A 19,235-nucleotide genomic window follows, 5' to 3' on the forward strand; every position below is an offset into this window, starting at 1 on the left:
AAAGCTCAGCAAATAAAAATACATCATTATTGAAATAATTATGACTGTCGATAAACGGTATTTATTCAAAGATAAAAGACTGAAACCAAAGGGGAATATGAAAATTTTAAGATTAAAAAAACCGCTTTCATACGGAGGTGAAAACGGTTTTAGGCTTAATCAAGCTTAAGGCTTAATTTCGCATTGATCATCATTACATTGAGCTGCATCGGTTTGCTCAATTTCTTCAGTTGATTCTGACTGTGCTTGCTGCATCGCCTGTAAGAAAATCTCACGAGGTTGCGCACCTGAAAGTGCCAGTTTTTGATCAAAGACAAAGAATGGTACGCCAGTCACTTTGAGTTGTTCATGGGCAATTTGCTCATCATGACGCACAAAATCTGCAAGTTCATCCGAGTCTAGTACATATTCCACTTCGGCATTGTCTAGACCGATACGTGAGGCAATTTCTTCAACCACTTCACGCTCACCAATCGCAAGACCTTCAGTCATGTAAGCATGGAAGAATGCTTCTTTCGCTTCATTTCCCAAACCCTTACTTTGTGCAAGGTGAATAATGCGGTGTGCATTGAAGCTATTGCCTGAATTGGCTTTCTGCCATTGAAAGTCGATACCTTCTACTGCGGCCATGGCTGCAACATTACGTTCCATTTCTTCCATTTCCGCATAACTACGACCATACTTTTTGGCTAAGCGTTCAGTATTTGAGGTGTCGTGTTTAGCAGGTGCATTTGGATCCAGTTCAAAACTATGCCAGTGAATGTCTAATTCAATACCCGCTTCTTGGGCAACATGTTCAAGACGTTTTTTACCGATATAACAAAACGGACAGACCACATCTGACCAAATATCTACACGCATGGTGGATCTCTTCAATTCTCGTTAAACAGATAATAGGGGCGAACGTGTAGAATTTAAAGCGATGAAAATGTAATGCTCCGTTACGAGAAGTGAAATAAAAAGGACTATAACTGCATGTGTTTTATCAATTAAACTCAGATTCAGAACATAAAAAATATAATGATACTTGGAGGCAATATGCGCCGTTTTTTAATCTTTGTGACTATTGTAGTCCTTTGTATTGGTTCATTTTTCTTTTATCAGCATAGCCTGAAACAGCGTGCCATCAATAATCAGCAGATGTTTGAGGTGGTTATGTCTGAGAAAATGCGTGAACTTTATGATCAGGCACAAGACTGGTCGACCCCAGTACAACTGAATATTCATGATGATCGCTTATCTGGCGATTATAAATTGATGTCTGAGTTTCTTCTGAACTACTGGATGCAAAATGTAGAAGCCCGTAATCATTATTTACGTGAACTTAAAGCCGCCAATTGGGATACCTTTTTAGATGTTGAGCGTCTGGATCAGGATCGCAAGCAGAACTATAAGGACACTGAACAGATGTTTTTGCAGGTGCGCAAAGCATCTGCTGAATATGAGCAGGCACGGCAACAAATCCAAGCCAGTTCTATGCAGCAGGCAAAAAGTTTGGCAATCCAGAATGAAATGCGAAGTTCGCTCCAAGCCAAATTGGAGAATAATCTGAAAGCGGATAAAGCGCATGATATTTTCCCAATCGAGCAGCAAATCATTGAAAAGGCCCAGGCCATGTTCGATATGCTGAAGACATATCAGTGGCAAAGGCAGGATAAAATGATCTTGTTTCGCGAGACCGCTCAAGTGAAAAAATTCAACACACTCTATCAAGATGTGTTAAAGCTGAATGCCAAGATGGAGAAGATTAAACAAAATAATGCTGAGGTTTTAGAAGAAGAACTGTAATTAAGATCGATCAGGTAGTTTTCAGCCTAGACGTAGAAGAGGTAGACCTCAAGAATATGAATTTATGGCAGCTGTTTCATAAAGTAAAACCATTTGTGCTTCCCTATAAGTGGCTGGTTGCAGTGACACTGGTACTGACTTTGATTGGTGCATTAACCGCACAGGTCAATGCGCTCACCTTGCAGTATGCAGTCGATCAGATTAATGCGGTGGTGGAGTCAGGGCAGGGTTTAAATGCAGGCTGGCATATTCTGCTCACCATCAGTGTGATTTTATTGAGCAAAGAAGTGCTGAATATTTTTCTTCAGTTTGGACAAAAGTTCTTTGGCGAGAAATTACGAATTTTGATTTCACAAGATGTGGCACAGTCGATCATCGTGAAGTTTCTACAATACCGTCTGGCTTTTTTTACCCAAGATGATAACCAAGCAGGAAAATTACAGACTCGGATTGATCGAGGGATCGGTTCGATTACCCGATTGGTACAGATCTTCTTTATTGATATTTTTCCATTGTTTAGCAGTGCCATCATCGCCCTGTGCCTAATGTTCTATGCCAATTTTTGGATTGGTTTGGTGGCGTTGAGTATTGTGCCGATTTATTTCTGGATTACCTTTAAGCAGGCGCAGAAACTCAGCGGGACACGACGTAATTTACGTGATGGCCGCGAACGTAAAAGTCAGGGTACTTTAAGTATCATTCAGTCGATCACAGTGATTAAGTCCTTTAACCGTGAGCAAATTGAGGCGGAAAAACAGCTGACTTTGCAAAAACAACTGACCGATGATCAGATGCGAACCCGCCAACTCAGTTTTCTATTTGATGGCTTAAAAACCTTTATTGAACAGATCGGCGTGGTCTTTATTATTATTTTAACGGCCTATTTTGTTCTGGTTGGTGATATGAGCATCGGTATGATCATGTTTCATATTCTGTTATTCAACAATGTCTCAGCACCGATTCGTTCCCTACATCGCATCTATGATGAAGTGAATGATGCGATGATTTATGCAGAAAGCTTTTTCAAAATTTTAGAAGCAGATGATGAAATAGAAACCTCTGGAGAATTGAGACCACAACCACTGACGGGTAAGTTTGAATTAAAACAGGTGAATTTTTTCTATCCCAATGGTTTTCATGCACTGAAAGACATCAACCTCACCATACAACCCAATAAAATCACGGCTTTGGTGGGCTTGTCTGGTGCGGGGAAATCAACTTTGATTAGTCTATTAGATAAATTCTATTTACCGCAGTCAGGTGAAATTTTACTGAATGGAAGCGCATTGACCGAAATAGATACCCAATATTTACGTGATCATATTGGTTTAGTCCTGCAAAAAAATCATATTTTTCAGGGTACAATTGAGGAAAATATCCGTTATGGCAAGATGGATGCGACGCAGGATGAAATCATCCTTGCGGCAAAGAAAGCCTCGATTCATGAGCAGATTCTCAAGTTACCGCTGGCCTATCAATCCGATGCCTTATTGCTTTCAGGCGGCCAGCAACAACGGATTGCCATTGCACGCATGTTCTTGAAGAATCCCCCGATTATTTTTCTGGATGAACCGACTGCAAGTTTGGATGCGATTGCAACTGAGCAGATCAAGCATAGTTTGGATGAGATCAAGCAGGGGCGAACTGTGATTATCATCTCGCATAGCTTGTCGCAGATTATAGATGCGGATTATACCTATGTGATGCAGGATGGCATGATCGTGGAACATGGTGAGCATCATCAACTCTATCAGCAACAAGGGGTGTATAAGAACATCTTTGATGCGATGGCGAAGAGTCTTAATATCGAGAAGATTTCCAAGACTTTTGAAGGGGATGATGAAGAGGAAACGCATAGTTAGTCACTTCATCATTCTGTTAGAGAAGGCTTTATTTTGTAGCGTTAATCAAAAATCTTGTCCGCAGCTTGGAAAGGAAGGCTGACCACGTCAATCGCGACTGCAAAAGGCAGCAGTACCAGTTTTTCAAAAGGATTCAAGCCAGATTTAGATTTATAGTTTTCTTCTTTCTGGGTATAAATGGTGACTTGATAAGGTTTGCTCAGGGCTTTTAATGCGTTGAGGTTATTGGCCGCAGGATAGACCACACCTGCAAGCTTGATATCAAAGCAGAAGCGTTGCGCCCGCATACGCTCATCACTTGAGGATGAGCACTCTTTGGCGCCATTTTCAATAAAGAATTCCAGATCTTTCTTGCTTAGGTCTTCTTTCAGCTTCACATAGGAAAGTGGCAAGGTTCCTGAAAAATGGCCATCATTCCTTTCTGAATAGAAATTGAGGTCTCGAGTGATTTGAATGTTTCTAGGATCAAGTTTGCTGATGAGAGTGACGAATTGTGCACCGCCCTGAGTGAGGATATAACTGTTCTTCTGGCCTGCAATGACGATACTGTCTTTCGGTAAATTTGCAGCAGTTTGTGCAGGTCGACCAAAAGCCACCACATTGTCTTCAATCAAGGTGACTTTGGCGGTACGGGTGTAGGAACGGTTGTCTTTTTTGATCAGTGTCGAAGTGGCACAGCCTGTCGCGAGTCCTGCTATTGTTGCTAGTGCGATTACGGTCTTTCTTTGAGATGTAAACATCCATGTGTTCCTTATATTTTAAAGCTTAGAGCTGCGCCTTAGATTGGATTGAAGGTTGTCATTATTGTATGGTGAGGATCGATCATATTAGGGTTGATAAATAACACCCAGAACTTTAGAAGGCAAAACAATTGCATCGAGGGTGAGTGTAAAGGGAAGTAGTGGCAAATGCGCCAACTTTTCTTTAGTCGATAATGGGACTTTACCACTCTTGTAGTCAAGATATTGAATTCTAACGTGATATAGTTTTGATAGTGGTTGTAGGGATTGAATGGTACTGATCGCAGGATAAACCGTGCCTTCAAGACTTAATTCAAAACGATGCGGTTCTTGTTTGTTGATGCAGTGACAGGGAGCTACACCATATTGCTTAAATAGTGCTTGCTCTTTTTCGCTGAGATTTCCATTTGCAGGAGTATAAGCAAATCTAAATTTCCCGCTAAAGCGATTGCTATCAGCCGCTGGGGCAATAAAATCTAAATCACGACTGATCTGAATATACTGAGGATTAAGCTGGTTAAGCAATTGCACAAATTCGGCTCCGCCTTTGTTAATCACATAGCTATATTGTTTTCCTGCAATGATAATGCTATCCGTCGGTTCATTGGGTAGGGGAATGGAGGGTTTAGCAAAGGCAACTACGTCATCTTCGATTAATGTTGTCCATTGATGACCAGATTCATATTTTGTGAATAAATCTCGTGTGGTTTCACCAATAACTCGATTACTTGAGCAACCTGTCATAAATAAGCAAGACAATAAACAGCAGCTCAATATTTTCTGATTGAATAGTTTAAAATTCATTGTTTGTTTTTTAGATTCAATTTGAACAGTCACTATAAACAAAAATTCCAACAATATGAATCGCACATTCAAGTGAGATACTTTTAGTTTAATTTATGAGCTTTAACCAAAACTTGTAGTGACAGAATACATTTGTGCCTGAATTTAAATTTGATTGATATTTACCGTTTATCTGACCTGTACTGAATCAAATCAAACTTTGTTGTAGCCTATTTCTTAGATGCTTTTATTTAACTCATTATCTTCTTATGGATGAGGGATGTTTGGAGCAAACGATGAATTTTCTAAAACGATCCGTCCTGATCACTGCATTGGCTTTTATGGGCATGCCTGTCGTACAGGCAAATGATGAAGTGACCTCATTGCCGACCATTCGGGTCATGGCTGAATCTGAACTACGTGAAGAAGTGGGTTTTGTTCCCTTTCAAGAAGACAAGCAAGTTCGTCAGGCGCTACAGCATTATGTCTATAAAATGCATAATGACATGCAGAATGCAGGTGTCAGTGAAAACCCTGTGAGTGTTAATTATCAGCCTGTAGCAGCACAGCCAGATCTATCCCAATACTCACCGGTTTTGCAGCAATACATTCTTGCTGTTGCATCAGGTTTACAGTCTTCTGATCCAACCAATGGCATTTTTAAAATGCTGGAACCATTGAATATTAATCGAAATAATATTGACGGAATTCGCAATGGTACGATTAAGTTGAATGCCGATGATATTTTGCGATTACAGCAGCAAATTCAAGATGGGCTAAGAGGCTTTAAACAGCCATATTAAATTACCGAATTGAATAAAAAAATCCCCGCATATTACGGGGATTTTGTCTTATTGCTTCAGATAGCGTTCAAAAATAGCCGAAAAATCATAGTCTTCTATTTGTTTGCGACGCTCGGTAAACTTGTTTTCAACTTGCAGGGTCGTTTGCGAAATAATATCAGGTAGATTCAGTAACACCTGTTCTGGCAACTCACGCAGCGAGAACATACTGTTTACGGCTTGCTGTGTTTGAACCAGAGTGGTGTATTGGCGTTCAATTTCTTTGCAAGCTTCACAAATACTAAACAACGCTTTATATAAATCGCGCACTTTCTCGATTTGAGCTTTCTCAATATCAATTGAATAAGCTGCACCACCCAACTGGAACTTGATTTCAACATCGCGATCAATGGTTCCAGCAGTTTCAAGTAGTACTCGGCTGATTTGATAGTGTTTGTAGGGATAACGATTTAGGGTTCTTTTCTTGCTAACAGCACTGGTACCATCGAGATGGATAAATGCGGTGTTGGTAAAGCAGTATTCATCCGTTTTTGCTTTGATGAGGAAGAAGATTTTTTCATTGTCTTCATGGAAAATATAGTCATCAATATCCGTTTTATCATAATCTTGAGGTTCAATAATCTTACCGATATCACTGGTTCCCATTAAATCGGCTGCCATATTTTTAAACATTGTTAGAACCTTATTATTTGTTGGAATAGCGATCATAATTTGCCGTGTATTGTTCTGTCTACAGTGGGCATTTGTATTTTAAGAATTCTATACAACCATGAAACGAATTTTGATCGTATAAAAAAATCCCCGCAAAATGCGGGGATTTTCTTTTTATCTTAGTGTCGATTAAACACGTTCGATAATGGTCGCGATACCTTGACCAAGACCGATACACATGGTCGCAAGACCGATTTGTGTATCTTGTTGTTCCATCACGTTCAACAAGGTTGTTGTGATACGCGCACCAGAACAGCCCAATGGGTGACCCAATGCAATCGCGCCACCATTCAAGTTGATGATGTCTTGTTTGTCATAAACGCCTAAGCCTTTCATGACTGATAAGCCTTGAGCAGCAAATGCTTCGTTTAATTCGATGGTTTGGATATCCGCCATGGTTAAACCCGCACGTTTAAGCGCTTTTTGAGTTGCTGGTACTGGACCATAACCCATGATCGCAGCATCACAACCTGCAATCGCCATTGAACGAATTACAGCACGTGGTTTTAAACCCAATGCTTGAGCACGTTCAGCAGACATAAGCAACATTGCAGATGCGCCGTCAGAAAGCGCAGAAGACGTAGCTGCTGTGACTGAACCACCTTTAGGATCGAAAACTGGTTTCAATGCTTTGAATGCTTCAAGGTTAGCATCCGCACGAATCACTTCATCGATGTCGCAAAGGATTTTGAAGCCATTAGCATCATGACCTTCAACACCAACGATTTCGTTTTTGAAACGACCTTCTTGAGTTGCAGCCCAAGCACGACGGTGAGATTCAACACCAAACGCATCTTGTTCTTCACGAGAGATACCGTTCATACGACCTAACATTTCAGCGGTTAAGCCCATCATGTTCGATGCTTTGGCATAGTGTTTAGACGCTTCTGGGTTGAGGTCGATGCCGTGCATCATACCGACGTGGCCCATGTGCTCAACACCACCAATGATGAATACATCACCTTGGTTAGTTGCAATTTGTGCAGCCGCCGTGTGGATTGCTTGCATTGAAGAACCACAAAGACGGTTTACTGTTTGACCGCCAGCAGTTTTTGGAATGTCAGCCAATAAACCAATGTTACGAGCAATGTTCATACCTTGCTCTAAAGTTTGGTTGACACAGCCCCAAATTACATCTTCAACTTCGTTGGTATCAAACTGGTTACGAGCAACAAGTGCACGTACTAATTCAGCAGATAAACTGTCGGCACGTACATTGCGGAACATACCGTTACGTGATTTGCCCATGGCAGAACGAACGCCATCAACAATCACAACGTCACGTGGATTTAAAGTAGCCATTCACGTCGCTCCTTAACCGTAGAATTTTGTGTTGTTAGCAGCCATGTCACGCAACATTTGTGGCGCTTCATAAGCCTTACCTAAGTGTGCATATTTGTCGCAAAGCGCAACGTATTCAGCAACACCTGTTTGGTCGATGTAACGGCATGGACCACCACGGAATGGAGGGAAACCTACACCCATGATCATCGCCATATCTGCTTCAGAAGCAGTTGCAACGATGTTGTCTTCTAAGCAACGAACTGTTTCGTTACAGAAAGCAAGCATCATACGGTCGATGATTTCTTGGTTATCAAACTCGCGTTTTTCGCCAGTCACGAAAGGTGCAATGATTTCGTATGCTGTTGGATCAACAGTTTTCGCTTTCTTACCTTTCTTGTCTAACACGTACTTGTAGAAACCAACGTCATTCTTTTGACCAAGACGTTTTGCTTCGTACATCGCTTCGATAGAACCTTTGTAGTCTGGCTTCATACGGTCAGGGAAACCTTCAGCCATCACTTCTGCGCCATGAACACCTGTATCGATACCAACAACGTCGATCAAGTATGCAGGACCCATAGGCCAGCCGAATTTCGCCATCACATTGTCAACTTGTTGGAAATCTGCACCATCTATGACAAGAAGGTCAAATGCACCAAAGTAAGGGAACAATACACGGTTCACGAGGAAACCTGGGCAGTCGTTGACAACGATTGGTGTTTTACCCATTTTTTGAGCAAGAACAACAGTTGTTGCAATCGCTTCTTCAGAAGTCTTTTCCCCACGAATCACTTCTACAAGTGGCATCATGTGTACTGGGTTGAAGAAGTGCATACCAACGAAGTTTTCAGGACGTTGTAATGCTTTCGCCAAACGTGTAATTGAAATTGTTGATGTGTTAGATGCAATGATTGTATTTTCACGAACATGCTTTTCAGTATCAGCAAGCACGATTTCTTTTACTTTTGGATTTTCAGTCACGGCTTCGATCACGATATCCACTTCTTTAAACTCGTCATAGCTTAAAGTTGGGCGGATGCGAGCCAGTGTTTCACCCATTTGCGCTGGTTTCATTTTCTTGCGTTCAACTTGCTTAGTGAGCAAGCCATTCGCTTCTTTCATACCGAGTGCAAGTTGTGGGTTACCAATGTCTTTCATGATGATTGGTGTGCCTTTGCTTGCCGCTTGGTAAGCAATACCACCACCCATGATACCCGCACCTAATACAGCTGCTTGGTTAACAGGGTGAGCACCTTTCTCATATTTTTTCGCAGTTTTCTTCACGACTTGGTCATTGATGAATAAACCAATCAATGCACCTGCTTGTGGTGTAATCGCTGCTTTTGCAAAACCTTGTGCTTCTGCTTTTAACGCGTCATCACGTGTTGAACTTGCACCAGCTTGTAATGAATCAAGCAATAATTTTGGCGCAGGGTATTGAGCAGGGTTTGCTTTCGCAAGGACCGCACCTTTCGCCGTATTGAACGCCATCATTTGTTCAAGTGGGTTCAATTTGATTGCGTCTAATTTTTCTTGACGCTTTGCTTTCCAGTTCAAACGACCAGCAATGGCTTGTTTAACGAGATCAACAGCAGCTTCTTGTAATTTGTCCGCAGCAACAACCGCATCTACAGCACCATCTTTTAGTGCAGCAGCTGGTTTTTTCGGGTTCGCCATTGCCATCCATTCAACGGCATTGTCGATACCGATTAAACGGCTTAAACGTACGCTACCACCAAAACCAGGATAGATACCCAATTTGATTTCTGGTAAGCCCACTTGCGCTTGTTCTGACATCACACGATAGTCACACACCAAGCACATTTCAAAACCACCACCAAGCGCTGTACCATTGATCGCAGCAACTTTCGGTAGATCTAAGTCTTCAAAACTGTTGAAGATCTCGTGTACAGGCATAAGCCAATCAACAATCGCTTGCTCGCCTGCAGCGAAGTTTTGGCCGAATTCAGTGATATCAGCACCAACGATGAATGTTGATTTGCCAGAGGTAACAACTAAGCCTTTAATATCGTTATTGGCTTTCACTGCAGCAATCGCTGCTTGGAAGTCTTCGATGGTTGCACGGTTAAACTTGTTAACCGACTCACCTTGTAAGTCAAAGCGGAATTCTGCAATTCCGTCCGCAAGCATTTGGACGGTAATGGCATTGCCAGCGTGGATCATGCCTGATCTCCCTTGTTGTGGAGGATTCTGAGTGGATGTCATAAAGCGTATGTGCGCTTCAGCACACAAAAAAGCTTCGCTAATCTTACGATAACTATATCCAAAAAGGACATAACAAGTTGTATCAAGCCGTGACGCTAGGGTCATCAATTTATTGTAATCTTGGACTTGAACTGCTAAATCATGAATAAAAATAAATTTTTCGACTAAAATAGAGCGTTTACTCTTTGATTGTGATGAGAAATTTTAAAAGTGCTTTTGTCCGATTTAGGTAAGCTCATTGGTATTTAAGTCGACAAATTTGCTAGAATAGCAAGCTTATTTTGAGTGCGATTTTGAGATTTGATTCATCAAACTGAGCATTTGGTTTTCAGCTAAGAAGATAGAGTAATCTATGATTAAGTGGATCATATTAGCGATTTTTATCATTTCGGCTTTGTATATTCAGCGCCGTGGTAAAGTAAAGCATTCGTTTTATCGTCAGTTTTTTGACCATTCTACGATTCTCGCACCCATTAACTTTTTAATGTACATGTTTTCCAAAGTGCCGAATCAACCGTATATCGACACTCAACATTTTCAGGACTTAAAAGTGCTGGATGAAAATTGGGAAATGATTCGTGATGAAGCTAAAGCTTTGTACGACAAAGGTGGTATTAAAGCTTCAAGTAGCTATGATGACCTGGGCTTTAACTCATTCTTTAAAACAGGCTGGAAACGGTTCTATCTGAAATGGTACGACTCGGCACATCCATCAGCGGCCGAACTTTGTCCAAAAACAACCGCTTTGTTAAAGACATTGCCAACGATTAAAGCCGCAATGTTTACTGAGCTGGCACCCGATAGCCGTTTGGTTCGTCACCGTGACCCGTATGCAGGTTCATTACGTTATCACTTAGGTTTAATCACACCGAATGATGATCGCTGCTTTATCGATGTCGATGGTGAGCGCTATTCTTGGCGTGATGGTGAGAGTGTGGTTTTTGATGAAACCTATATTCACTATGCTGAAAATACCACAGACCAAAACCGCATTATTTTCTTCGCAGATGTAGAGCGTCCATTAAAGACCCGCTTTATGGAGAAGTTTAATCACTGGTTTGGTAAAAGTGTGATGACGGCTGCGAGCTCACCCAATGAAGCTGGTGATCAAACAGGTGGTTTAAACAAAGCATTTGGCTATATTTACCAGATTCGTATTAAAGCCAAAGCTTTGAAGAAATCGAACCGTTCCCTGTATTACTTTTTGAAGTGGTTCATCATGCTCGGTCTATTCTTCCTCATTTTTATTCGTCCTTATGTTTTTTAAGTTTGAATAATATGAACGCCCGAAAGGGCGTTTTTTTATGGGATTTGGCTTAGAATATTTTTAATTCATAACAATTCACTTTGAAAATCTATGCAAACGTTTCGTTCTAAAATTGATTGGTGGTTCTGGGGTGTAGTGATTGCAACGACAGGCTTGTTACTGCAATTTTTATGGACGATGTATATGAAAGGCACCATGCAGGAGTATCCTGAACATACCGTACTCTATTTTCTGACGATCGCTCTATTATGGTGGCCGATTTTTAATACGCGTTATATTGTGACAGAACAACATTTAACGATTCGTTCGATGTTCTTCAAGTGGCAGATCAATAAATCTGACATTATTAAAATATCCTCGAGCCATAATTTAATTTCATCTCCTGCTTTATCTTTGGATCGTTTGCGTATTGATTATCAGAAAGATGGAATTACAAGTCATATTTTGATTTCGCCTAAAGATAAACAGAGGTTTTGCAAGGCCTTAAATCAAACCCTTTCGAAGTATTAAATCACTTATAAACTTGGCGCTTACACGATATTCGCATTTAAGGCTTGAAAAAAATTGAGCAAACATCACATCATGTGATGTAAATAGAGAGAATAGGCATGTCGTGAACCCAAACGCTCGAGAACACATTGAAAAAATACTGGCGCATATGACTCAGTTGCCTGGCGTTTATAAAATGCTAGGTAAAGATGGGGAATTACTATATGTAGGCAAAGCCAAAAACCTAAAAAATCGTGTGTCGAGCTATTTTGTAAAAACCATTGAGCATCCGAAAACACAGGCCTTGGTTGCCCGTATTTATGATATTGAAAGCTTGGTGGTACGTTCAGAAACCGAAGCGCTATTGCTTGAGCAAAACCTAATTAAGCTGCACCGTCCGCCTTATAACATTATGCTGCGGGACGATAAATCCTACGTCTATATCTTTGTTTCTTCAGACAAGCCCTATCCTCGGATTGCCAGTGGACGAGGTAAGGGCAAGCATCAAATTGGTAAGTTTTTTGGGCCGTACCCAAGTGCTTATAGCGCGCGTGACACATTATTGGTGTTACAGAAGCTGTTCAATGTTCGCCAATGCGAGAACAGCTATTTTTCACAGCGCAAACGTCCGTGTCTGCAATATCAGATTAAACGCTGTACCGCGCCTTGCGTCGGCTTGATTAGTCCTGAAGAATATAAAGAAGATGTTGATAACTCGATTAGATTCCTTCAGGGCGATACCAAAGAACTAAATCAAGAACTGATTGGGAAAATGGAGCAGGCGGCTGAAGCACTGGAATTTGAAAAGGCGGTGTTCTATCGAGATCGTTTGTCTTTACTTCGTGAAGTGCAGGCGCAACAAGCGGTGTTTAAAATCAAAGGTGAAGCTGATATTCTGGCGATTGCTTATCAAGCTGGGGTGACTTGCGTCCAGATTATGTATGTGCGTAATGGACGCATGCTCGGCGGGAAAAGCTATTTCCCCGATATGCTAAGTGATGATTTGGGACAAATGCTCAGTGACTTTATGGCGAACTTTTACTTCCAAGTTGCCGATGAAGTGCCGACAGAGTTGATTGTGAATGTTGATGTGCCAGATCAAAAACAATTGGAAGAAGCGTTACAGCAAACTTTTAATAAAAAGGTACAGATCAAGCATAAAATCCGTGAGACTCGAGCTGAATGGTTAGAGTTGGCTCAAATGAATGTACAGCATGCCATTAAAGGTAAGCTCAGTAATCATTTAGAGTTAACTGAACGATTTCATCAGCTTGAACAGGTGGTGGGACGTCCGATTGATCGGATTGAATGCTTTGATATTAGTCATACCATGGGCGAAGCACCAATTGCTTCCTGTGTGGTGTTCGATCAAGGTGGGTCACGAAAGAGGGACTATCGTCAATTTGCCATTCAGGATATTACGGGTGGCGATGATTATGCTGCAATGCGGCAAGCCTTGATCCGTCGCTATAAAAAGAATATGTTGCCTGATCTTCTGCTCATTGATGGAGGTAAAGGACAATTACATATGGCGATGGAGGTTATGCAAGAGCTAGAGCTGGATGCCTTTATGATCGGGGTATCTAAAGGTGAAGGTCGTAAGCCAGGATTGGAAACATTACATTTTACCGATGGCACCAAGATTCAGCTTCCAGAAGATCATAAAGCGCTACACCTCATTCAACAGGTGCGTGATGAAGCGCATCGTTTTGCGATCACCAAACACCGTGCCAAGCGCGATAAGCGCCGTAGTAGCTCAGTCTTAGAAGCCATTCCCGGACTTGGACCAAAGCGTCGTCGTGATTTATTGACGCATTTTGGGGGGATACAAGGGGTACTCAGAGCATCGGAAAAAGAGTTGATGTTAGTCCCGGGGTTAGGTGAGGTTCTGGCGCGGACGATTTATAAAATTTTACATGAGTAATTTGACCGATTGACACAATCTTCCCAATATTGCGGTGTAAACGATCATTCACAAATGGCGAAAAACATTCAAAGATAGTGTATTTCGATGATGAAGGAAAAATGATGTCCTTGCTTCCGCTCTATCAACAGGTTGAACAACAAGAATGGATCGATATTCCATCAGGTTGGCTACAAGGCCGGACAGTGTTTGGCGGGTTGATTGCCGGACTGATGATCCAAAAGGCGCTGAGTACGGTACAAGATGCAGCAAAACAACTGTTAAGCTGTAACATCACTTTTGTCGGCCCAGTGCAACAAGGACGAGCCAGACTCAGTGCTGAAATATTACGTGAAGGAAAATCAGTCACGACTTTAGAAATCCGACTCTGGCAGGATGATGCGGTACAAAGTATTTTGGTGGCCAGTTTTGGCCTACAACGTGAATCGCGGATTCATGTGCAAAACTTACCTACAGTTCCTGACTATCCAACGGCCGAACAACTGGATAAAACCTTCTATATTGAGGGGTTAATGCCCGAATGTTTACAGCAATTTGAATTGTGTTGGGCAGAAGGGAGTTATCCAATGGCAGGCAGTAAGGTGCCTGATTTTGGTGGCTGGGGGCGGTTTGCACCTAGTTTGCATCCAAACCGTAACATGCAATTGGCAGATCTGTTTGCACTGATGGATGTCTGGCCACCTGGGGTTTTACCTATGTTTAAAACGCCTGCACCAGCCAGCTCCTTGACTTGGCAGATTACCTATTTGCAGCCGATTGTGGATCAAATTCAAGATTGGTTTAAATACAAAGTCGTGACTGAATATGCAGAACATGGTTATTCAACTGAATATGCGTATATCTGGGATCGTGAAAACCGCTTAATTGCGGTACTTAGACAGACAGTTGCCGTTTTTGCCTAGTCGACACTGCGGTGCATTTCGTATAAAGTTGCTTACACATGGATAATCTCGGCACATCCTTTGTGCGACATGCATATTTGATGCGAACAACATGGCGGTGTTTATGAGTACAGGGCAAATCCTGAACATTCCTAATATTTTAACTTTGGCACGTATTGCCCTAATTCCTGTTTTCTTGGTGATTGCTTATTGGCCACCGGCAATTGGAATTGCTGAGCATCATGGGGGAATGATGCGTCATCTGATACTGACAGCGGTATTTGTACTTGCTGCGGTGACAGATTGGTTGGATGGCTATTTGGCACGAACTTTAAATCAAAGCTCTGCTTTTGGGCGGTTCCTTGATCCAGTCGCAGATAAGTTGATGGTTGCAGCAGCACTGATTGTATTGGTGCAATGGCAGCCGAATATTTCAATGGCTTTTGCTGCGATTGTAATTATTTCGCGAGAGATTACCGTTTCTGCGCTACGTGAGTGGATGGCAGAGTTAGGTGCTCGTACCAGTGTTGCAGTGTCGACTGTTGGAAAATACAAAACAGCTTTCCAAATGATTGCGATTAGTGTGTTCTTATTGAACTGGAAGCCTTTGGAAATATGGGCCTATGCCTTACTGTACGCTGCTGTGATTCTCACCCTATGGTCGATGTTTATTTATTTGAAAGCAGCATGGCCGTACTTAAAACAGCCTTAATCGTATTACAAAGCTAATATTTAAAAAGCCTTCTAGAAAGAGGGCTTTTTTATTGCCTGATGAATGGCTAGACAAGAAAAAAGCCCATACAACGATGAGCTTAGTTCTCTGAGGAAAGCCATGCTCTTTTGGGAGAGTATGCTGAAGAACATAATCATCATATGAGAATTTGCTGAAATTTACAACCGTGTAAAATGTAAATGTTTTTTAATATTCTCAAATGGGGTTGCCTTGGTTCTCAGACAGTGTTGCAAATTTATGTTCAATTTGAGCCGCATTATTTTGCAAAATTTCAATTAACTTTTGAATGTTGATGAAGTCAAAACGATTCTTTGAAGCCACTAATGTGAGCGCAATCGGCGCTTCTTTGTTGGAGAAACGGATCGGCACAGACAAACTGCACAGTTGAGGATCGATTTCACCTTGGGATAAGTAGAAGCCCTGTTTTTTGATTTTCCGCATGTGCTGGATGAATTCATCCTGAGTCTGAGCAAATCCAACTTGTGCCAATTCTTTTGAAAACTGCTGATAATAGGCTTGAATACGTTGCTTGCTTAAATGTGCAATCACGATCTTGGGTGAAGCACCGACGTAAACAGGGCGTGGACAACCTCGGCCAAAAGAGAGTAATTCGGCATCTTTAAAGGTCTCATGATGTAGGTCGATACAATAATCATGATTTAAATAGGTTAATAAGCAGCACAGTTCGGTACGTTCCACGATATCGCGCATAAAGGGAATGCTGATTTGAATCAGCGGGTCAGTGCTGTGGGAAATATAATCTAAAACGGCAATTTTAGAGCCAAGCGTATAGTCACCCGATGTACCACTAATCCGTTTTAAGATGTCTGTCGAAACCAGTTCTTTGAGATAACGATAAGCGGTAGGTTTGGATAGCGCAAGCTCATCACAAATGATATCGACATTGATAATCGGACGTGAAACTGAAAATAAATCCAGTACAGTAAGAATTTTACCAAAACTCGAAATTGCCATGATGGGACGCCTACTCCTTACAAAATAACGTGAAAACCGAACTTTTATTGCTTTATAACAGAAAAGCGAAAGGTCGTGTATGTACTTTTAAATCTGATCATCCGAGATCAATCGTTTAGGGTGAATACTGAGAAAAATGATAAATTTTATTGTGATTATTTTAAATTAAAATGAAAAATTATCAAATGGTGATAATTTATGTTGACTAATTTACTCGATTTTGAAAAAATAAGCTATGCAATGTCTTATGTGGATAATTATTTTTAGCTGAAAACGCCTAAAAATGCTAAGTATTGCAGATCACTCCTTATATCCAGTTTCACTCATCGCACTTGCCCTGATCTGAATGCTTTCAAATCAGTCTGGACAGCTTGTCACTTTTTTAGTGATGACATGCGTGATTAAACTGACGCTGAACCGAGACATACTCATGCTATTTAAACAGCTGTTGGCTTTTAGACCGAGTCGGCTTGACCTCATATTTGCCTGCAAAACCTTTGTAGCAGGCATGTTGGCACTGTTTATTTCGTTTGAATTGGATTTGATTAATCCGATGTGGTCGATTGGTACGGTGTTGATTATTGCCAGTCCCTATTCGGGGATGGTGTCTTCAAAATGTGTCTATCGCTTGGTGGGAACGGTTGCAGGGGCCATGATTGCTTTGTTTCTGACCCCCCATTTTATTAATACCCCTTGGCTGTTTACCATTATTTTGTCCTTGTGGGTGGGCTTTGCACTCTACGTCTCTTTGCTCGACCGGACACCACGAAGCTATGTATTCATGCTAGCGGGTTATTCAACCGCCATGATTGTGTATAACGCGATTACCTATATTGATACCTATAATATTTTTGATATTGCCTTGGCTCGTGTGCTTGAGATTTCTGTGGGGGTGATTTCAACCGCCGTGGTTTCAGCAACCTTTTTCCCTGTGCATGTTGGTGCAATGATTAAACAGCGGGTTAATAAAACCCTGAATGATCTGGAAAGTACCTTTGAAAAGCTGATCACTGTTCAAGAAACACCAGAAAACTATACGCAAATTTTGTCTGTGATTACCCGTGATACAGCTGATATTCATGCTTTAGCCGTACATTTGGCTTATGAAAAAGGTGAGTTAAAAGGCATGACCAAAACCTTGCAGGAAATGCTGCATCAGGTGTCATTGGTGGTGGCCAATCTGGTGGCTTTATCGCAACGGGTGAAACAACTTGAACAAATGCAATTGAGCAATCTTAGGCCGCATTTAAATCGTATCCGCCAAGATACATTGGCTTTTTTAAAGCAAGAGCGCATTGTTCAACCCAGTGATTTGCAGGGTTTACCCACTAGATTCGAAGAAGATTTTGCCGAGCTGATTGCGCAAGCCACAGCTGAACAGCAAATTGTATTGGGTGCCTTGAAGATGGACGTTCGCCACTTTATTGCCAATATGCTGGCAGTGAAATTGATTTGGCAGCAGATTCAGCAAGGCAATAAAGAGATTCCAACTGAAATTACTGCAATCACCACCAAGTATCCAAGTTTGCATCGGGATCATGGTATTGCCGTTCGTGGCGGCATCAGTGCGGTGTTGATTACTTTTATTGTGACCGCAGCTTGGATTCTTTCGGGTTGGAAAGCGGGCTTTATGATGGCGCAGATGGGGGCGATTACGGCCTGTATCTTAACGGCCTTGGATAATCCTGTACCTGTATTACGTATTTTTATTTGGGGCAGCATTGTCTCGGCGGGTTTAGTTTTCATCTATGCTTTTGGAATCTTTCCGCATATCACTCATTTCTGGCAATTGGCATTGGTGCTATTTCCGGTATTCCTGGTTGCTGTGACCTTGATGGCCAATCAGATGTTGATGCCTGTGGGGATGGTACTGGGGATTAATACCATGATGGGGTTGAACCTACACAACAAATATACGATGGATGCTGTGTCTTATCTGGATAGTTCCTTTGCCATGGTGTTAGGCGTTTTGGTGTCCCTGATTGTGATTGATTTGGTGCGTGCTGTTTCACCAGATACCAGCGCGACGCGAATTTTAGCTTTGCATTACCAAGCGATGCGCCAAGCTTTGCATCTGTCTTATGGCACTGATTTTAAAATTCATTTACGTAGTATGTTGGACCGTGTTGGGGTATTAAATACCAAGATGGTACAAAACCCAGAGGTGAAAACGGCCATTCACAATGCATTGGTTGAAAGTAGTTCGATTGTCGATTTAGTTCGTTTGCAAGAAATAAGCCAAAAATTGCCACAATTGTTGGAGCTACAAAATGGCTTGAACCAGTTACAACAGCAGTTGGCAGATTATTTTCAAAGCCAAGAAAAGCAACTTTCAATTCATCATTTTCCGATTCAGATTGTGCAACAAATAGAACGTTTACAAGACATCTCTCATCAGATTGAAGATGTGCAGTTGCGGCAACGGCTGCTCATTTCACTGAATAATATTTGTGAAAGTATTGGTCATGTCTCAATCGAACAGATGTATTCGGACAGATATGGTTTAGGGGTATCTCATGGGTGAAATGAATCTTTATGGGGTTTATATCCCAATCCTTTTGGTACAAGCCATTGTTGCTTATGTACTGTTTAAGCTACTCAGCCCCTTAGTTGATCGTTTGGTCATCAAAGGCTGGATTGCATTGCCCAGTATTTTCAATTTGTGCTTTTACTTGGGTTTGATGCTAATGGTGCATTGTCTGTTTGTTTGGCTGTGGGCCTGAGGTCTTGGATGAAATGCTCATTCTAAAATTTAATGATTTAAAGAAA

General features: G+C 41.5%; 17 protein-coding genes. 10 read left to right on the forward strand and 7 right to left on the reverse strand.

From position 1 onward, the window contains the following. Positions 1-165 precede the first annotated feature (165 nt). Positions 166-861: a DsbA family oxidoreductase gene (locus tag F885_RS13305; RefSeq protein ID WP_004802262.1), complete on the reverse strand. Its 696-nt coding sequence runs from the start codon at positions 859-861 to the stop codon at positions 166-168. A gap of 177 nt (positions 862-1,038) precedes the next feature. Here F885_RS13305 and F885_RS13300 point away from each other — a divergent pair, with 177 nt between their 5' ends. After that, on the forward strand, positions 1,039-1,788 hold the full coding sequence (locus F885_RS13300; RefSeq protein ID WP_005314890.1) for a hypothetical protein: 750 nt from the start codon (positions 1,039-1,041) through the stop codon (positions 1,786-1,788). A 56-nt stretch (positions 1,789-1,844) separates the two neighbouring features. Next, on the forward strand, positions 1,845-3,650 hold the full coding sequence (locus tag F885_RS13295; protein ID WP_005314893.1) for an ABC transporter ATP-binding protein: 1,806 nt from the start codon (positions 1,845-1,847) through the stop codon (positions 3,648-3,650). A gap of 41 nt (positions 3,651-3,691) precedes the next feature. Here F885_RS13295 and F885_RS13290 read toward each other — a convergent pair whose 3' ends face one another. Further along, complete coding sequence (locus F885_RS13290; protein ID WP_005314896.1) at positions 3,692-4,390, reverse strand: YidX family protein; 699 nt, start codon at positions 4,388-4,390, stop codon at positions 3,692-3,694. An 87-nt stretch (positions 4,391-4,477) separates the two neighbouring features. Then, on the reverse strand, positions 4,478-5,194 hold the full coding sequence (locus F885_RS13285) for a YidX family protein (protein WP_032859206.1): 717 nt from the start codon (positions 5,192-5,194) through the stop codon (positions 4,478-4,480). A 275-nt stretch (positions 5,195-5,469) separates the two neighbouring features. On the opposite strand from F885_RS13285, the gene F885_RS13280 reads away from it, so the two are divergent. Then, the gene (locus tag F885_RS13280; protein ID WP_005314907.1) at positions 5,470-5,976 is read left to right on the forward strand and encodes a hypothetical protein; all 507 of its coding nucleotides are present in this window, start codon (positions 5,470-5,472) and stop codon (positions 5,974-5,976) included. 48 nt (positions 5,977-6,024) lie between these two features. Here the strand turns inward: F885_RS13280 and F885_RS13275 are convergent, their stop codons facing one another. The 3 genes from F885_RS13275 to fadB all read right to left on the reverse strand — a co-directional run bounded on the left by F885_RS13275 (position 6,025) and on the right by fadB (position 10,155). Next, positions 6,025-6,648, reverse strand: coding sequence for a PH domain-containing protein (locus F885_RS13275; protein ID WP_005314910.1), 624 nt, complete (start codon positions 6,646-6,648; stop codon positions 6,025-6,027). 168 nt (positions 6,649-6,816) lie between these two features. Then, on the reverse strand, positions 6,817-7,989 hold the full coding sequence (gene fadA / locus F885_RS13270) for an acetyl-CoA C-acyltransferase FadA (protein WP_004802276.1): 1,173 nt from the start codon (positions 7,987-7,989) through the stop codon (positions 6,817-6,819). A 12-nt stretch (positions 7,990-8,001) separates the two neighbouring features. Beyond that, complete coding sequence (gene fadB, locus F885_RS13265; RefSeq protein ID WP_005314912.1) at positions 8,002-10,155, reverse strand: fatty acid oxidation complex subunit alpha FadB; 2,154 nt, start codon at positions 10,153-10,155, stop codon at positions 8,002-8,004. Positions 10,156-10,549: 394 nt separating this feature from the next. Between fadB and lpxO the strand changes: the two genes are divergently transcribed. From lpxO to pgsA, 5 genes are all read left to right on the forward strand, one after another. Continuing rightward, positions 10,550-11,464, forward strand: a complete 915-nt coding sequence (gene lpxO / locus F885_RS13260; protein WP_004802281.1) for a lipid A hydroxylase LpxO — start codon at positions 10,550-10,552, stop codon at positions 11,462-11,464. A gap of 90 nt (positions 11,465-11,554) precedes the next feature. After that, a complete protein-coding gene (locus F885_RS13255; RefSeq protein WP_005314915.1) occupies positions 11,555-11,974 on the forward strand; it encodes a PH domain-containing protein in 420 nt (139 codons plus the stop codon). A 103-nt stretch (positions 11,975-12,077) separates the two neighbouring features. Next, entirely contained in the window at positions 12,078-13,877 is a 1,800-nt protein-coding gene (uvrC, locus tag F885_RS13250) for an excinuclease ABC subunit UvrC (protein WP_005314917.1), read from the forward strand. Between the two features lie 104 nt (positions 13,878-13,981). Beyond that, positions 13,982-14,779: a thioesterase family protein gene (locus F885_RS13245; RefSeq protein WP_004802286.1), complete on the forward strand. Its 798-nt coding sequence runs from the start codon at positions 13,982-13,984 to the stop codon at positions 14,777-14,779. Between the two features lie 103 nt (positions 14,780-14,882). Further along, positions 14,883-15,470 carry a CDP-diacylglycerol--glycerol-3-phosphate 3-phosphatidyltransferase gene (pgsA, locus tag F885_RS13240; protein ID WP_004802289.1) on the forward strand — a complete coding sequence of 196 codons (588 nt, stop codon included), beginning with the start codon at positions 14,883-14,885 and terminating at the stop codon, positions 15,468-15,470. Between the two features lie 216 nt (positions 15,471-15,686). Here the strand turns inward: pgsA and F885_RS13235 are convergent, their stop codons facing one another. Then, positions 15,687-16,466 (reverse strand): IclR family transcriptional regulator, encoded by a 780-nt coding sequence (locus tag F885_RS13235; RefSeq protein ID WP_005314920.1) that lies wholly within the window; start codon positions 16,464-16,466, stop codon positions 15,687-15,689. A 430-nt stretch (positions 16,467-16,896) separates the two neighbouring features. Between F885_RS13235 and F885_RS13230 the strand changes: the two genes are divergently transcribed. Both F885_RS13230 and F885_RS13225 read left to right on the forward strand, forming a co-directional pair. After that, a complete protein-coding gene (locus F885_RS13230; RefSeq protein WP_005314922.1) occupies positions 16,897-18,990 on the forward strand; it encodes an FUSC family protein in 2,094 nt (697 codons plus the stop codon). After that, the gene (locus tag F885_RS13225; protein ID WP_005314924.1) at positions 18,983-19,189 is read left to right on the forward strand and encodes a DUF1656 domain-containing protein; all 207 of its coding nucleotides are present in this window, start codon (positions 18,983-18,985) and stop codon (positions 19,187-19,189) included. The genes F885_RS13230 and F885_RS13225 overlap by 8 nt, the downstream gene beginning before the upstream one ends. Positions 19,190-19,235: the final 46 nt, after the last annotated feature.

Origin of the sequence: Acinetobacter higginsii (genome assembly GCF_000369845.1) — a bacterium.
Lineage (GTDB): Bacteria > Pseudomonadota > Gammaproteobacteria > Pseudomonadales > Moraxellaceae > Acinetobacter > Acinetobacter higginsii.

Coding starts and splice junctions, on each gene's coding strand:
- F885_RS13305 (WP_004802262.1), bottom strand. CDS start 861: ATGCGTGTAGATATTTGGTCAGATGTGGTCTGTCCGTTTTGTTATATC.
- F885_RS13300 (WP_005314890.1), top strand. CDS start 1,039: ATGCGCCGTTTTTTAATCTTTGTGACTATTGTAGTCCTTTGTATTGGT.
- F885_RS13295 (WP_005314893.1), top strand. CDS start 1,845: ATGAATTTATGGCAGCTGTTTCATAAAGTAAAACCATTTGTGCTTCCC.
- F885_RS13290 (WP_005314896.1), bottom strand. CDS start 4,390: ATGTTTACATCTCAAAGAAAGACCGTAATCGCACTAGCAACAATAGCA.
- F885_RS13285 (WP_032859206.1), bottom strand. CDS start 5,194: ATGAATTTTAAACTATTCAATCAGAAAATATTGAGCTGCTGTTTATTG.
- F885_RS13280 (WP_005314907.1), top strand. CDS start 5,470: ATGAATTTTCTAAAACGATCCGTCCTGATCACTGCATTGGCTTTTATG.
- F885_RS13275 (WP_005314910.1), bottom strand. CDS start 6,648: ATGTTTAAAAATATGGCAGCCGATTTAATGGGAACCAGTGATATCGGT.
- fadA (WP_004802276.1), bottom strand. CDS start 7,989: ATGGCTACTTTAAATCCACGTGACGTTGTGATTGTTGATGGCGTTCGT.
- fadB (WP_005314912.1), bottom strand. CDS start 10,155: ATGATCCACGCTGGCAATGCCATTACCGTCCAAATGCTTGCGGACGGA.
- lpxO (WP_004802281.1), top strand. CDS start 10,550: ATGATTAAGTGGATCATATTAGCGATTTTTATCATTTCGGCTTTGTAT.
- F885_RS13255 (WP_005314915.1), top strand. CDS start 11,555: ATGCAAACGTTTCGTTCTAAAATTGATTGGTGGTTCTGGGGTGTAGTG.
- F885_RS13245 (WP_004802286.1), top strand. CDS start 13,982: ATGTCCTTGCTTCCGCTCTATCAACAGGTTGAACAACAAGAATGGATC.
- pgsA (WP_004802289.1), top strand. CDS start 14,883: ATGAGTACAGGGCAAATCCTGAACATTCCTAATATTTTAACTTTGGCA.
- F885_RS13235 (WP_005314920.1), bottom strand. CDS start 16,466: ATGGCAATTTCGAGTTTTGGTAAAATTCTTACTGTACTGGATTTATTT.
- F885_RS13230 (WP_005314922.1), top strand. CDS start 16,897: ATGCTATTTAAACAGCTGTTGGCTTTTAGACCGAGTCGGCTTGACCTC.
- F885_RS13225 (WP_005314924.1), top strand. CDS start 18,983: ATGGGTGAAATGAATCTTTATGGGGTTTATATCCCAATCCTTTTGGTA.